Below are 14,982 nucleotides of genomic sequence, written 5' to 3' on the forward strand. Positions count from 1 at the left end.
GTGTGAAATGGATAATGTAGCGAAAAAAGTAAAAGATCTGATCCCCGCGCAGTGGCAGGAAGCATTTTTACATACACAAAAGGATATTATTGAATTTTCATTTGAGCCCGACGGAGAACTGCCGCTGACCACTTCCAAAGCAGGGGGTATCGGCTACGTGCCAAAACGGATGGAATTTCCGGTCAATTCCGATGGAAGGCCGCTTTCTTTGCTGGCACAGATTAACTTTGCCGAAATGCCTCCTCTTGATCCCTATCCTTCCCATGGCCTGCTGGCTTTTTATGTAGATTACTATGACGACTTAATCGGGGCAGACTTTGATGATTATGACAATAAAGACGGCTACCGGGTGCTTTATTTTGAATCATTCGAGGAAGAAAGCTACTCACGTGAGGAGCAGCTGGCCATGCATACGCCGTTTGCCGATGAAGAGCAGTATCTGATCGTGGACACAGAGCTTGCTATGCTCCCCGCTCTGTCGCAGCAAATTTTGCTAACGGATTCGATTGAGTTTGAACGGGTATTTGGCATAGGAAAATATGAGTTTGACGGTTTTGATCCGTATGATGAGAAATATGACGACTTGATGGGCTTTGGCACGCAGCTCGGCGGCTATCCGAGTTTTACGCAGACCGACCCGCGGGAGTACATGAAAAACGGCAAGCAGGACCATGTTCTGTTATTTCAGCTTGATTCGTGCTTTGGCAGCGGGCAGGACTGGGAGATTATGTGGGGAGATGCCGGTATTGGCAATTTCTTTATTTCCCTGGACGACTTAAAAGCGAAAAAATTTGAAAATGCCTGGTACAACTGGGACTGCTCATGACGAAAACCCTTCTGTTCTGCTTTCTGGCCCTGTTTCTCGCCGGGCCGGTGCAGGCTTTAAGCTGGGCCTATCCTTTTGTTGTCTTTGACGGGCGTGTATATGAGGTAACAGAAGAAACCATCGAGGCCGCCGATATTGGCAGAAAAATCGGTGAAGTAAAGCGGACGGCAGACCCGATGACCGGAGAATACTATGGAGATGCCTCTAATTCTTATTCTCCCGGAACCGGCTATTTTGAACTAAACGGAACTTCCGTGCAGTCGGCCATCGCGGTAGAAGCAGAACAGCACGAATGGAAGAAAGCGGTCTATGCCCATGATGCTCCTTTTCACTGGATGAACCTTGCCGCCTGGCTGCCGGTCATGCTGGCCGCTGCAGCAGGATTCGTTATATGGAAATGGCGAAAACGAAAGATAAGCCGCTCTTATTGAAAATAAGGGCGGTATTTTTGTATGCGGGGCGGTACTTCCTGTGCCAGGGGCGGTAAAAAGCCGTACCGCCCCTGGCGTGCGGAAAACCGCCCTAAATCTCGTTATTCCGCCCCGGCCGGCTGCTTAAAGATGGACGGATACACTAAGCAGCGCTTTTTTCATAAGAAAAAACAGCCCGTACCCTATCATGCCGCCGGCAGTATTAAGGAGCAGGTCATCAATATCAAGGCTGCCAAAGCCGAATAAAAGCTGCACAATTTCATAAAAGCAGCTTACCGCCGCTGCTGCTCCCGCTGTCCGGAAAAAGCCGCGGCAGCGTTGAAACAGCCAGGGCAAAAAAAATCCAAGCGGGACAAAAAGCAGCACATTGCCGGCCAGATTTTGAATCCGGACGAACGGCGTTAAGGGCGATGGCGTTAAAAACAGCTGAATGGTCCGGAAAGGAACCAGATTCGCCGACTCCCACCGGAGCGCAAGCTCACTTTTATCCAGCAGCTGCTGCACATTCAGCTCAGGGATATGCTTAAATAAAATAAATTTCGTCAGCAGAAGCAAATAAAAACTAAACAAAAGCCATTTTCCAAAACGCATTCTTCCTTCTCCTTTATCTTCTCTCGATACCGGCGGACGGAAGCAAACGATTGATTAGATGTTTTTGATTTCCTGCAAATACCGGGTAACGCGCCGGTCTTCTTCAAGTGGATACACAAATTGAAAGTGGCTGCCGACCCGATTTGCAGTCCTTCTAAATAACCCGATCATTTCAAACAGCGCCCGCCAGATGTCTTCTATTTCCCCGCCCGCATAAGTGGCAAGCAGGGAATACCATTCTTTTTCCGGCAGGTATTTTTTTAAACATTTGCTGTTTTTGCCCGCGCTGGCCGAAAAGCCGGTATCGATTCCGGCCTGCCACTCCAGCATAAGCAAAAGCATCGGACGGGCATGCTGGTTCAAGTGATGCTGCGCATACAAAATTTCTCCGCGCGCCAGCCCTTTTGCCACATATGTAGTGATCCACCAGAATTCATTGCAGCAGTCACCGTAAACAGCAGCGGACGGCGGCTTAATCCAGTAATCCCGGTCCGAGGAGGACACGGGAGCGGTAATGCGCCCATCTTTATCTAGTAAAATGTCAGTCAGTGAATCTTCCTGCTCATAATGATCAATATCCCTGATCGGCATAAGCGTCAGGTCAATCCGGTTCCCGTCCGTAAACAGCATTAAATAGGAGAAGCGGCCGCCGGGCTGCGATGGGAATAACGCCGAGGTCTGCGGCGTCTGCATGATGAGCCGTTTACCGAACACATCAATCCATTCCGGTTCGCTTAAAAACGATTCCATTTCGGTAACCGCGTATACAATGTCATAATCCTGAAAATCGTCCTTCGGGGCATTCGGATTGACGCGCGAGCCATTCATGCCGACAAGGCGGACCCGTTCGTCCCGCCTGGCCGTATCCAAAATAAGCTCCCTCATTTCCTGCTCAGTACGCTGATTCCTCATTTCGCTCTCTCCCCGCTTTCCTCATGCTCCCGGATAAACGCGATAACATCATCACCGACCTGAACAGAGCCTTCGCCAAGCCAGATTAAATGTCCCCATGTATTGTACAGCTTCAGTTTGGTTGAAGGAATATGCAGATTGGCGAAATAAGCATGTGCATTGGAAACGGAACGGTCGTTAATGCTTGCCTGAATAAGCGTCGGGCAGGTGATTCGTTCTAAATCCGACTCGGTAATGGCGGCCGAGTTTTTCAGGTCCATTAAAAATCCTTCGCCGGACCGCTGGCGGTTGTTCATTTTGCGCAGTTCTTCGATATCTTCTTCCCAGATTAAAGGCTTTGCTTCTTCATAAGACAATGTACTTAAAGAAGAAAACAGCGGCTTAAAAGCCAGGCGCGGGCTGATATTGCTGAATGTCTTCAGCAGGTTCCACGTTATCCATTCAAAGGGCTGGCGGAAAATAATCTGCGCGGTTTTATATTCCGTATGCTCCGCTGTCAGCCAGGTGCCGACAACCGCGCTTTGCAGGGATAGTGTTTTGACTCTTTCCGGAAATAAGGAAGCGAGCTTGATTGCGCTTGTGCCGCCGGCCGACACGCCAATCAAATGCACCTGGCTGATGCTCAAATGATCCAGCAGCTTTACATACAGGCTGACCGCTTCCTCCAGTGAAGCGGCCGAGGAAAGGCCATATCCCGCCCGCGATGGCGTAATCAGCTTGCAGCCGTGATCGACCAGATGCTGATAGCCAAATTCCTCGTAACAGTTGGAGTGGCCGCCATGCATCACAAGCACCGGCAGGCCGTCTCCCATAATTCCATATTCAAGCATATGGTTTTCTGTCTCATATGTACCGATAAGATGATTCAAGCTTTTTCCTCCTTATCGAGTCAGCCAGCACGAACGTCCGGCTTTCTCTTCCAGCCTCTCCGTGTGACAGCCCTTTTTTATTTGTCCACTATATCTTTTTCGATCAGCTCTTTGTTTTCGCGCGGGGAAAACACGCCTGGAGTCCAGTCCTCGAGCACGCCCACTGCTCCAATCACCCGGTTGTTGCTTTCATAAATGACGAGAGAGATGCCCTCGCCATTTTTCTGCTTTTCTTGAAGTGAATACGTGGAAGCCGTTACTTCTTCGCCATCATAAGGAGCCAGATCCAGGCCTGCGGCTGCCAGGCTTTCATACAATTCTGGTGTATAGTCGATTATGTTCGTTTCTTCTGTTTCTTTTTTATCCAGATGCCAGCCAAGTGATTCTGCATATGTTTTATGCCCGGGCGGAATTTCTCCGCTGCAGCCGGCAAGCATCAGGAAAAGCGGCAGCCATTTTTTCAATTCATTTCCCCCTTTTGTCCGCTTACTTCATTTTGTGTCCATTTCTCCCCGGTTATGTCCCGCTGCCCAAATTCATTCCGGCGAATTTATGTCCGCTTCCTCTAAAAATTCTTCTTCTGATAAAACCTTGATCCCATTTCGCCGCAGCAAAGCCGCCGTTACGCCGGCGCCTGGTATTTTTTCACCTGAAAAGGTGCCGTTGTAAATCGCTTTGCTCCCGCATGATGGACTGTTTTCTTTCAGCACAACGATGGCAGCCCCGGCCTCCTTTGCCATCTTAAGCGTTTCTGCTGCACCGGCCATGTACATCGCTGTTACGTCACGGCCAAGTGAATCGACGACGCTGGCCCGTCCATTGAGCACATCTTCCCCTGTTCCGCCGATGATTTCTGCCGGCGGCCTTGGTGTTTGAAACCCGCCGAGCAGCTCGGGACAGGCCATAACTGCTTTTTTTTCATCGACAAGCCGGCGGATGCGTTCATCAAGACGATCTGTTCCGTTATACCGCACCTTCATTCCTGCCAGGCACGAACTGACTAAAATCATCTTTATCACTCTCCTGGTATAAGGTGATCCAAATTATAACATAAAAGGAAAAAGCGGCGGGCACGCTGTTAATGGAACTGTCGATTTTCCATTGGAGAGAGCTGCTTGAAAAGTGCTATGATCGTCTTGAGGAGATGAAATGATGAAAACAGTTGTGATAATCGGCGGCGGCATTACCGGCGTTACTGCTATGTATCATCTGGCCGTCCAAAAACCCGAATGGAACATTGTGCTCATTGAACAGGACGAGCAGCTGGGCGGCAAAATCCGGACGGTGACGCACGGCGGCTTTACGATTGAAACAGGCGCGGATTCGATTGTGGCCCGGAATGCGGGGGTCATGCCGCTTGTAGAAGAACTGGAACTGACGGACAAACTCGTCTATAACGAAACCGGCGTTTCTTATTTATTTACCGATGGCACGCTGCATAAAATTCCCGAGGAAACCGTATTCGGCATTCCGACCAGCACGGAATCCCTGCAGGAAAGCACACTTCTATCTGAAAAAGGCAAGCAGGAAGCGCTGGCTGACTTCGAAAAAACAGATAATCCGTTTGGTCCGGATGACTCTGTCGGCGACTTTTTAACGTATTATTTAGGGCCGGAAATCGTCGAAAAACAAATTGCACCGGTTTTATCCGGCGTTTATTCCGGCAAGCTCCACAATTTAACGATGAAATCCACGCTGCCCTATTTGCTTGAGTATAAAAACAAATATGGCAGCATTATCAAAGGCTTTTCAGCCAATAAGGAAACCTTTCTCGGAGAAAAAGCACGCAAGAAATTTATTTCTTTTCAAGGCGGGCTCGGCACACTGATCGACCGGCTAGAAGAGAGGTCAGCCGGAGCCCGCGTGCGGAAGGGAACAGCTGTCACGAAGCTTGAACAAAAAGAAAACGGCTGCTCGGTTTCCCTGCAAAATGGAGAAACCATCGAAGCAGATGACGTGATTCTGGCCATCCCGCATCATGCCGCTCAAAAAATACTGGCGGATGCCTCCCTGGATCAGCACTTTGATCAATTTCAAAACTCATCGCTTACCAGCGTTTATCTTGGCTTTGACATTCCTGATGAGCGCCTGCCGGCAGACGGCACCGGCTTTATTGTGACGGCCGGAAGCGGCTTAACGTGTGACGCCTGCACCTGGACGAGCCGAAAATGGGCGCATACATCTAAGGACCGCAAGCTGCTTGTCCGGCTGTTTTACAAAAGCACCAGTCCGCATTATGCGGCTCTGGCCCGAATGAGTGAAAAGGAGCTTGTCGAAACAGCTCTGGCTGACCTGGAAAAAAGCCTGGGCATTGCTGAAAAGCCACAGACGGTTGAGATAACTCCCTGGACAAATCTTATGCCGAATTACCATCTCGGCCATGGCCAGGCAGTGGCCGAGCTTTCCGAAAAGCTGAATGAGCGCTATCCGAACATCCATCTGGCCGGCTGCTCCTACTTTGGCGTCGGCATCGGCGCCTGCATTCAAAATGGACGGCAGACCGCGGATGCCGTTCTGCAAAACGGGCACACTTCTAAAAAGGAGTGATGGCTATGGACAACAAAGAATATGAAGAAAGATCAAAAAGCAATACAAAGTACGTGCAAATGGAAGAAAATGAACGCTTAAAAACGAAAAACCGGGAGCCCAATGACCAGAATCGAATGAAAAGCGTGGAAAACCGCCGCATTTAAAATGAAACTGTAAAATAAGCGCTATTCCTGCCAGATAAGGAATAGCGCTTTGTTTTGGCTTTATTCATCTGGCGTTACTGTGAATCGATCCTTCGGCGAGCAACATAATAAAAGCCGCTATCTGCAAACTGGAATACCTCTTCTTGCCGGAATCTTTAAAATTACCCCCCGCGTCATCACAGCGGTCATAAAGCGGCCAGGCTCCGGCTTATCCAATCCCCTCTCCTGCAGTCAGATCCAATACTAACGGCTCATACAGCGGCTTCGGCTCCGGCGTTTTTTCCGGCCGGCCCTGCTGGTCTTTTTCCCAGTTCATTAAAATTTTGCGGACATATGCCCAGGCCGTGATGCCTTTTGCGGCAGCGATTTCCCAGGCTTCTTCGACTTTGTCCGTTCCGAGTGATTGTTCAAAATGAAGGCATTCTGATAAAAAAGCTTCTCTGTTTATATTCTTTTGTTTGTTATTCTTCTGTTCGTTCTTCTCTGGTATAGGGGCTGGCAATCCGGCGGCTTCGACTGCCACTTCTGCCTGGATCATTCCGCCAAATTGTGTCATTGCACCGTAGCAAATTGTATACCATTTTGTTTTATCAAAAGCCATTGTATTGAAATTGCCGGTTAAAATAAGCCCCTGCTTTTCAAGACGCTGAAGAGTCCTGGCAATCGTTGCGGCACTCCAAAACGGAAACTGCTTCTGCCAGTCTTCGTATGTGTTATAAACCCAGCTTTTTCCCTCGATTACATGCTTTCTTTTCAAAATCCAGTAATGAATCTGCTGCAAAATGACCGCTTCGTTCAGCCCAATTTCCGCTGCAAGCTCCGGCAAAATAAGCAGCGGCCGTTCGTTTCTCATAAGCTTTGACATGTGGAAAACTCCTTTTTCTTTTTATATACAAAAAATGAAAAAAAACGATACCATTTGACTAAATTTGTTACAATAAAGAAAGAATCGCAGTGGAGGAGAAAAATGAAGCTGGTTTCATACACGTACAACTGGATGACAACAACGCTTAAAGGCCGTTTTTTCACCGGTATTGCTGCACTTATTTTGTTCGGGGGGCTGCTGTCGATTTTGCCGCTGCTCATTTTCGTCCAGGAACAGCGGGAAGACGATGCATTGATGAATTTAAACGAAGTTCTTCAAATGCAGCAGGAGGTTATATCCGAATGGCAGGATGAGCTGACCCGGGATATTAATTATTTAAGCGAGCTGCCGGAAGCATCATGGAAAGAGAAAGATAGTTTTTATGAAAAGCTCAATCTGCTCGGAAAAAACCGGACGCTTTTTTACGATTTGTTTTATGCGGACCGGTCCGGTGATATTTTATACAATACAAATGCAGCAGCCCAAACAAGAAAGATCAATGTATATGATATGCCTTATTTTCAGGAAGGAATGGAGTGGCATACATATACAACGGGTATCCGGCTTATTGGGGAAAGCGACACCCGCTCTGTAATTTTTTCTGCTCCGGTTACAAATGAAAACGGGCGGTTTGGCGGCATATTGGCAGGCATTGTGCTGGCTGACTCACTCCGCTATATCGTCAGTGATTTTGCATACGGGGAAACGGGGACGGTTTATCTTGCAGATAAAATGGGAACCGTCTTAAGCGCTTCTTCCAATGAGTTTCCTTCTTCGATCAAGGATACCGATATTTTTCAGGCTGCCCTTCAGGAAAAGCAGCAGACGGAGCCATATGACAATGCGGATGGCATCAGGTCCATTGGCCAGTATAAGTGGATTAACCACAACGAATGGGTGCTCATCAGCGAGGTGTCAATGGCAGAAATTGAAGCCCCTTTTTATGAAACTCTGTTTTTTATGGGCATCATTCTTTTGCTTATTTTTGTGATGTCGTATTTTTTTATCCGGAACTTAATTCAGCAAATGACCGGTCCTATTCAGGCGCTGCTTGAAGGAACGGCTATTTTGCGCAAGGGCGGCTACGGGCATCGAATTGACCAGAATAGGATGGCACATTCCGCCAGAGAATTCAGTGAGCTGTGCAGCGCTTATAATGATATGGCGGACGGCCTTCAAAAAGAGCATGCTCTCCGCCTTCAGGCAGAAGAAGATATGCGACGGACCAATGAACAGCTGCGCCGTTTATCTCTCAGCGACGGACTGACGGGCATCGGCAACCGGCGCTATTTTGATGAAAAGCTCGCTTCTCTTTTTCAAGAGGCCTCGCAGGCTGAACAGCCTCTGTCCCTGATTTTGATCGATGTTGATTTTTTTAAAAAGTACAACGATTACTACGGCCATGATGCCGGTGACCGTGCGCTTCAGCTCGTTGCAGGAGCAGTAGAAAAAACAGCACAAAAGTACGGCTTGTTTGCAGCGCGGTACGGCGGGGAGGAATTAGCCGTCATTGTTCCGCCTGGATCAAAAGCGGACGTGCGGGAGATTGGCGGAGAGCTTTTGGCGTCAGTTGGACAGCTGGATATTTTGCATGAAAAAGCGCCGGCCGGCCGTTTATCCATTAGTGCCGGCGCCGCCACGCTGGTTCCAACGCCTATTTTGTCTCCGCGCCTGCTTATTCAGTACGCGGATAAAGCCCTGTACCAATCCAAGCAGCAGGGCCGTGGAAGAGTGACGTTTACTTCTCTATAGTAAAAAGCCGGTGTCCACTGCTCTGGACTCCGGCTCAGGCTGTTGGCAAACGCCCGCTTTCGGCGTCACTTGCCAGCTGTGAATGCTCATGACCAAAAGGTCACTCCGCTTCCCAGCCGGCTGCGTTCCTGGAAAGGCAGACGCTTTCAATCAGCCTGGGTTCTAACTTTGTCTACGCTCTTAGCCGGTGCCCATTTCTCTGGGCACCGGCTTTTTTAGCAGAACGATGTTTACACGGTAAACAGCTGCTTCACCGAATCTTTGCGCATTTTCGGCGTTAATACGTATAACACGTCTTCTTCTTTTAAAACGGTGCCTCCATAAGGGGTAATAAGTTTGTCTCCCCTGATGACCGCCGTAATTAACGTTTTATCCGGCAGAACCAGATCTTGAATTTTTTTTCCGGCAGCGGAACCCCGGACGACTACTTCAATCATTTCACTGTTTGTTTTCCCCATGGAAACAAGCTCGAGGCTGTGAGGCGGCTGAATGACTTTCCCCGTCCCTTCCACCTTGAAAAATGAGGCAGCCGGGCCGATCAGAGCACCCTGAACAAGAGCGGACAATAAGACGACGAAAAACACAGCATTAAAAAGCAAATGACTGTCGTCAATTCCAGCGACAAGCGGATAGGTTGCCAGAATAATCGGAACCGCTCCCTTTAAGCCCGCCCAGGAAATAAAAAGCTTTTCGTTAAAAGAAAACGTTTTGCCGGGCAGGCTGAGCAGAACGCCGGCAGGACGCGCCAGGAAAATTAAAATAGCCGCAAGCAGGACACCCTGCCAGGCAACGTCCAAAAGCTGGGCAGGAAAAACGAGCATTCCAAGCAGCGTAAACATGACAATCTGCATCATCCAGGCAAAGCCTTCATTAAAACGGATAATAGCATGGCGGTAGGTTACATCTTTGTTGCCAAGCATAACTGCCATTACATAAACAGTTAAAAAACCGCTTGCCTTGCACACTGTAACAAGGCTGAACGCAAACACAGCGAGCGCAATGGTTAAAACCGGGTAAAGACCTGATGAATCAAGATTGATCCGGTTAATCAGCCATAAAGAAAGTTTTCCAAAAAGAAGCCCAAAGGCCAGTCCGGCACCCATCTGCCAGATAAAGTAGAATAAAAGAGAGAATGGTTCGAATGAAGGAGCTTGAATGAGGCCAATCAAAGTAATGGTTAAAAATACAGCCATTGGATCATTAGTGCCCGATTCCGCTTCGAGTACGCTGCGAAGACGCGTTTTAATGTTTTTGCCGCCGAGTACGCTAAAAACAGCCGCTGCATCGGTTGAGCCGACAATTGCACCAAACAAAATCCCTTCCAGCCAGCTGACATTCAATATGTACACAGCCGCTGCGCCCGAAACAAATGTTGTAATCAGGACGCCGAACGTCGCCAGCGACAAAGCCGGCTTCGCGACTGATTTAATATGAGCTGCTTTTGTTTGAAGACCCCCTTCAAACAAAATAACAATCAGGGCAAGCGTGCCGATCAGCTGCGTCAGCCAGGCATCATCAAAATAATAAAACTGGTTCATAACCATACCGGCCAGAACGAAAAAAACAAGGGACGGGACACCGAGCTTGGATGAAAATTTTGCCGTCATAACGCCCGTCAACAGCAGAGCAGCAAACAACAGTATGATATATTCAACATTCAATAAGCATTTCCTCCTTATAATTAGTACTTGTTCATAAGTTTACATTATAACAGGATCGTTTTCCATTAATCTGCCCGGCCTGGTTTCGATTTCAGCACTTGCCCTGTACCTAACCATAAGAAAGGAGGGACAGCGCAATGGAAACGATTTTGCCGCTCGTTCAAGAAGTTGGTTTTCCTGTTGCGGTCACATTCTACCTGCTGTACCGGATTGAGACAAAGCTTGACGGCGTCATTCAATCCATTCAGAATCTTCCCGGAAAAATGAAAGAATAACCGGGCCAGAAAGCCGGAAATCCGTGCGATTTCCCGGCTTTCTGGCGTGTTTTGATTTCGCTTATGTTTTCACAAAACACTTTTCAGCATTCATCTATTTCAACAGAACCTGCCGCCTTACTATCTTTTTTATAGCTTCTATACTATTCCCTACTATCTTTTAAAAATTTCACTACTTTTCATCAAAAAATGAAAGCGTTACACTAAGATAGACTATAAGATAAAGGAGCTCTTGACTATGTCCTACTTAGATATCAGTGATCGTTATACAGCAAATCCTGACCGGTATAAAGGAAATATGCAGTACCGCCGAAGCGGAAAATCCGGTTTGCTTCTGCCTGCCATTTCACTGGGCCTCTGGCACAACTTTGGCGGCGTCGATTCGTTTGAAAACGGCCGCGCTATGCTGCGCCGGGCGTTTGACCTCGGTATTACCCATTTCGACCTCGCCAATAATTACGGGCCGCCGCCAGGCTCTGCTGAATCAATGTTTGGCCAGATCATGCGCACGGACTTTGCTCCGTACCGCGATGAAATGATTATCTCCACCAAAGCCGGCTACTATATGTGGGAAGGCCCTTACGGTGAATGGGGCTCGAAAAAATATTTAACCGCAAGCCTCGACCAAAGCTTGAAGCGGATGAACCTCGACTATGTCGATATTTTTTATTCACACCGCCCGGACCCGGATACGCCGCTTGAAGAAACGATCGGTGCGCTTGATTTGTTTGTCCGCCAGGGAAAAGCTCTGTACGTCGGGATTTCCAGCTATTCCGCCGAGCAAACGGCTGAAGCGGCTAGAATTGCCAGAGATCTCGGCACGCCAATTTTAATTCACCAGCCGTCTTACTCTTTGTTTGAGCGGTGGATTGAAGACGGCCTGCAGGATGTGCTGGCTGAAAACGGCATCGGCTCCATCGCGTTTTGTCCGCTGGCACAGGGGCTGCTGACTAACAAATATCTGCAGGATATACCGGAGGATTCCCGGGCTGCTAAAAACACCGGCTTCCTGCAAAAAGACCGGATTACCGGGGAAGTCCGGGCGCAAATCCGGGCCCTAAACGATGTAGCGGCCGGGCGCGGTCAGTCTCTCGCCCAAATGGCCCTTGCCTGGGTTCTTCGCGATGGACGCGTCACATCTGCCTTGATCGGCGCGAGCAAAGTAAGCCAGATTGAGGAAAATGTCAAGGCGCTTGATAATCTTGACTTTTCCGAAGACGAACTGGCCAGAATCGAATCCATTTTAAAAGGGTAACCGAACGAATAAAGAAGCAGAGCTGCCTTCGAGAGGAAGGCAGTTTTTTTTTTGAAAAAATTTTTTAAACAGGGTATCGATTCCCCTCTCTCGTCTGTATGTAGCAGGTGAAAGGAGGGGAAAAACAATGGCACAGGCAACATTAATGAAATCATCGCTTCGCCTCGTTTTTGACAACGGGGTCGACGAAAACGGCAAGCAGGTTTTTAAAACGAAATCCTATTCAAATGTAAAGCCGTCCGCAACACCTGACCAGTTCAGCGCTGCGGCAGCTGCGATTTCAACCCTGTCATCCATGCCGCTCGCTTCCGTTGAGCGCAATGACACGTCAACCATTCATGATTAAAAGGTTGTTTTGATCATTTACAGCAGCCAGGAAAGGAGGAATGTTACATGGCTAAAACCTTGCAGCTTCAATTCACTACTGCGGGCGGCGGCACAGCCAGCATTACGGTGGATGCGCCCGTCGAACCTGTTAATGCAGCAGCGGTTCAGCAGGCGATGGACGCGATCATCGCTTCTAATGTGTTTATTGCCTCAACCGGCTCATTTGTTTCCGCCAAGAGCGCCAGCTTAATTGACCGTGAAGTAACCGATATTTTGTAATAAAAAAACCTGTCCGGCAGCCGGACAGGTTTTTTTATTCCCGATGAAACAGCCCCATTACTTCCACTGTCTGTGTAATGTTAACAAACGCCTGCGGGTCAACCTCGTGAATCATCTGCTTTACTTCATTTAACTGATAACGGGTGATTACGGTCATAAGAACCGAACGGCTTTCGCCGGAATAGGCGCCCTTTGCATCCATTACGGTAATGCCGCGGTACAGATTTTTCAGCATTTTTTCACATAACTCGTCGCCCTTGGAGGTAACGATATTAAGAGTGAGCTTAATGTGCTTTGTGTGAATGGTATCCACAACCTTGCCGGTTGCATAAATAGCAATCAGTGTACTGAGGGCCGCATCCCAGCTGAAGATAAAGCCGGCCGCGACAATCACCCCGGCATTCATAATGGATAACAGCGTACCAAGCGGAAAATCACGCTTTCTCGCAAGCAGCATCGCAAGAATATCAAAGCCGCCGGATGAGGCTGAAGCGCGAAAGGTCAGGCCGACGCCGGCACCGGTCAAAACGCCGCCAAACAACGAAGATAAAATCGGCTCCGTCGACAGCTGTGTAACAGGAACAAGATAAAGAAAAACAGATAGTGCCACCACCGACAGAACCGTATAGGCAATGAATTTTTTGCCGAGTTTCATGACTCCAAGCACGAGGAGAGGCAGATTTAACAAAAAGTTCAGCACTCCGGTATTAAGCGGTGAAATAATCCCAAGCATAATGGCAATGCCGCTTAAACCGCTGCTTAAAATCTCATGCGGGATTAAAAAGAAGTTATAAGCAACTGCAACAAGCATTGAACCGGCCAAAACAAGTAATATCTGCATAAAAAAACAGCCTCTCCTTTTTTTCTTTTTATTATAAGAGAAAAATTGCCAGTTCCTTAAAAAATAGTGTTTTCAGAAAAGCGGAAAATGCGTGTTTTCCCGCTTCTTATTGTATAATAGAAGGAACCAATGGCGGCTTCCTCCGCCCTTGTGATTTACTAGAGGAGTGGTCGTGAATGAATGAGCAATCCCCGCTCGTCCGATTCTTAGGCGGACGCACTGCCCTGTTTGTCTTAAGCCTTGTGCTTTTGATTGGGCTCATTATTATGGTTTTTTCCTACGTTTCATTTATTTTTGATCCGGTCCTCGGATTTATTGGCACGGTCGCACTCCCCGTTATTTTATCCATTGTCGGCTATTACTTGCTAAGCCCGCTTGTCAACTTGCTGCAGCGCTATAAAGTAAAACGCGGCTGGGCCATTTTGCTGGTGTTTATCGCACTTTCCGGTATTATTACCATTCTCTTTTCAACAATTTTGCCGTTCCTGCGCGATCAAACAGAAGCGCTCATTGCTTCATTTCCCGGCTATGCACGCGAGCTTGGCATGGACATTGATATGTGGGCACGCAATTCGCCGCTTGAGGCACAGTATATGGAAATTTCCAAGAACCTGCAGACGAACGCAGAGCAGTTTCTTGGCTCGATTACCCAAAACTTTTCTGACGTTGCCGGCCAGGCACTTGACAGTATTACCGGTGTCATTGCGACATTAACCAACTTTATCGTCTCTCTTGTGACCGTTCCGTTTATCCTGTTTTACCTGCTGAAAGACGGCCACAAGCTGTATGGGGGCTTCTTGCATGTGCTGCCGCCAAAAATGCGCGGCCGCACCGGCGCGATGCTGATCGAAATGGATGAACAGCTTCGTTCATATATTCAGGGACAAATGCTGGTCAGCCTGTGCATCGGTATTATGATGTATATTGGGTTTTTAATTATCGGGCTTGATTATGCCCTGCTGCTGGCCGCTATCGCCAGCGTTACGAGCGTCGTACCGTACCTCGGGCCGGTCATTGCGATTACACCTGCTATCATTATTGCGATTGTCACGTCCCCGCTGATGGTCGTCAAGCTTGCTCTTGTTTGGACAGTGGTACAGCTGCTGGAAGGAAAATTCATTTCCCCTCAAATTATGGGAAAATCCCTTCAAATCCATCCTGTCACGATTATTTTTGTTCTATTGACTGCCGCTCACCTGTACGGTGTGATCGGTGTTTTAATCGGCCTGCCGGTTTATGCGCTTTTAAAAGTATTTGTCCAGTATATGTTTGGCTTATTCAAAGCCCGCTATAACCGTTTTTCTGAAAAAGCCGAAGACCAGTACGCCGTTATCGAAAACGATGATTCCGTTTAACTCATCATGTACCGGGTAAACATCTATTAAACAGATCAAAAGGAGATGTT

At 48.2% G+C, this 14,982-nt stretch carries 18 protein-coding genes; 10 read left to right on the top strand and 8 right to left on the bottom strand.

The features are described from left to right. Window positions 1–7: 7 nt before the first annotated feature. Window positions 8–826, top strand: a complete 819-nt coding sequence (locus VP98_RS04740) for a YwqG family protein (protein ID WP_046174211.1) — start codon at window positions 8–10, stop codon at window positions 824–826. Then, a complete protein-coding gene (locus tag VP98_RS04745; protein WP_046174212.1) occupies window positions 823–1,257 on the top strand; it encodes a hypothetical protein in 435 nt (144 codons plus the stop codon). Before VP98_RS04740 ends, VP98_RS04745 begins: the two co-directional genes overlap by 4 nt. Before the next feature lie 123 nt (window positions 1,258–1,380). Here VP98_RS04745 and VP98_RS04750 read toward each other — a convergent pair whose 3' ends face one another. The 5 genes from VP98_RS04750 to VP98_RS04770 all read right to left on the bottom strand — a co-directional run bounded on the left by VP98_RS04750 (window position 1,381) and on the right by VP98_RS04770 (window position 4,639). Further along, window positions 1,381–1,848 (bottom strand): VanZ family protein, encoded by a 468-nt coding sequence (locus VP98_RS04750; RefSeq protein ID WP_046174213.1) that lies wholly within the window; start codon window positions 1,846–1,848, stop codon window positions 1,381–1,383. 54 nt (window positions 1,849–1,902) lie between these two features. Beyond that, window positions 1,903–2,760, bottom strand: coding sequence for an aminoglycoside 6-adenylyltransferase (locus VP98_RS04755; RefSeq protein ID WP_046174214.1), 858 nt, complete (start codon window positions 2,758–2,760; stop codon window positions 1,903–1,905). Further along, on the bottom strand, window positions 2,757–3,629 hold the full coding sequence (locus tag VP98_RS04760) for an alpha/beta fold hydrolase (RefSeq protein WP_407919200.1): 873 nt from the start codon (window positions 3,627–3,629) through the stop codon (window positions 2,757–2,759). Before VP98_RS04760 ends, VP98_RS04755 begins: the two co-directional genes overlap by 4 nt. A 77-nt stretch (window positions 3,630–3,706) precedes the next feature. Then, complete coding sequence (locus tag VP98_RS04765) at window positions 3,707–4,093, bottom strand: DUF4830 domain-containing protein (RefSeq protein ID WP_046174215.1); 387 nt, start codon at window positions 4,091–4,093, stop codon at window positions 3,707–3,709. Window positions 4,094–4,165: 72 nt separating this feature from the next. Then, on the bottom strand, window positions 4,166–4,639 hold the full coding sequence (locus tag VP98_RS04770; protein ID WP_046174216.1) for a DUF523 domain-containing protein: 474 nt from the start codon (window positions 4,637–4,639) through the stop codon (window positions 4,166–4,168). 142 nt (window positions 4,640–4,781) lie between these two features. Between VP98_RS04770 and hemG the strand changes: the two genes are divergently transcribed. After that, window positions 4,782–6,176: a protoporphyrinogen oxidase gene (gene hemG / locus VP98_RS04775; protein WP_046174217.1), complete on the top strand. Its 1,395-nt coding sequence runs from the start codon at window positions 4,782–4,784 to the stop codon at window positions 6,174–6,176. A 5-nt stretch (window positions 6,177–6,181) separates the two neighbouring features. Beyond that, window positions 6,182–6,322, top strand: coding sequence for a hypothetical protein (locus VP98_RS18765; protein ID WP_156151316.1), 141 nt, complete (start codon window positions 6,182–6,184; stop codon window positions 6,320–6,322). Between the two features lie 208 nt (window positions 6,323–6,530). On the opposite strand, the gene VP98_RS18225 is transcribed toward VP98_RS18765, so the two are convergent. Then, window positions 6,531–7,187, bottom strand: coding sequence for a DnaD domain-containing protein (locus VP98_RS18225; RefSeq protein ID WP_052712133.1), 657 nt, complete (start codon window positions 7,185–7,187; stop codon window positions 6,531–6,533). A 102-nt stretch (window positions 7,188–7,289) separates the two neighbouring features. Between VP98_RS18225 and VP98_RS18230 the strand changes: the two genes are divergently transcribed. Then, the gene (locus tag VP98_RS18230; protein ID WP_052712134.1) at window positions 7,290–8,939 is read left to right on the top strand and encodes a sensor domain-containing diguanylate cyclase; all 1,650 of its coding nucleotides are present in this window, start codon (window positions 7,290–7,292) and stop codon (window positions 8,937–8,939) included. Between the two features lie 230 nt (window positions 8,940–9,169). Here the strand turns inward: VP98_RS18230 and VP98_RS04790 are convergent, their stop codons facing one another. Further along, on the bottom strand, window positions 9,170–10,600 hold the full coding sequence (locus VP98_RS04790) for a potassium/proton antiporter (RefSeq protein ID WP_082087836.1): 1,431 nt from the start codon (window positions 10,598–10,600) through the stop codon (window positions 9,170–9,172). Window positions 10,601–10,737: 137 nt separating this feature from the next. Between VP98_RS04790 and VP98_RS04795 the strand changes: the two genes are divergently transcribed. The 4 genes from VP98_RS04795 to VP98_RS04810 all read left to right on the top strand — a co-directional run bounded on the left by VP98_RS04795 (window position 10,738) and on the right by VP98_RS04810 (window position 12,736). Further along, window positions 10,738–10,875, top strand: a complete 138-nt coding sequence (locus VP98_RS04795) for a YvrJ family protein (protein WP_046174218.1) — start codon at window positions 10,738–10,740, stop codon at window positions 10,873–10,875. A gap of 238 nt (window positions 10,876–11,113) precedes the next feature. Continuing rightward, window positions 11,114–12,130 carry an L-glyceraldehyde 3-phosphate reductase gene (gene mgrA / locus VP98_RS04800; protein ID WP_046174219.1) on the top strand — a complete coding sequence of 339 codons (1,017 nt, stop codon included), beginning with the start codon at window positions 11,114–11,116 and terminating at the stop codon, window positions 12,128–12,130. A gap of 127 nt (window positions 12,131–12,257) precedes the next feature. Next, a complete protein-coding gene (locus VP98_RS04805; RefSeq protein ID WP_046174220.1) occupies window positions 12,258–12,476 on the top strand; it encodes a DUF1659 domain-containing protein in 219 nt (72 codons plus the stop codon). A 47-nt stretch (window positions 12,477–12,523) separates the two neighbouring features. Beyond that, window positions 12,524–12,736, top strand: a complete 213-nt coding sequence (locus VP98_RS04810; protein ID WP_046174221.1) for a DUF2922 domain-containing protein — start codon at window positions 12,524–12,526, stop codon at window positions 12,734–12,736. A gap of 34 nt (window positions 12,737–12,770) precedes the next feature. Here the strand turns inward: VP98_RS04810 and VP98_RS04815 are convergent, their stop codons facing one another. Beyond that, a complete protein-coding gene (locus VP98_RS04815) occupies window positions 12,771–13,577 on the bottom strand; it encodes a YitT family protein (RefSeq protein WP_046174222.1) in 807 nt (268 codons plus the stop codon). A gap of 176 nt (window positions 13,578–13,753) precedes the next feature. Here VP98_RS04815 and VP98_RS04820 point away from each other — a divergent pair, with 176 nt between their 5' ends. Continuing rightward, window positions 13,754–14,932: an AI-2E family transporter gene (locus VP98_RS04820; protein WP_046174223.1), complete on the top strand. Its 1,179-nt coding sequence runs from the start codon at window positions 13,754–13,756 to the stop codon at window positions 14,930–14,932. The last annotated feature ends 50 nt before the right edge of the window (window positions 14,933–14,982 follow it).

Source organism: Domibacillus indicus, assembly GCF_000970685.1.
Classification (GTDB): Bacteria; Bacillota; Bacilli; order Bacillales; family Domibacillaceae; genus Domibacillus; species Domibacillus indicus.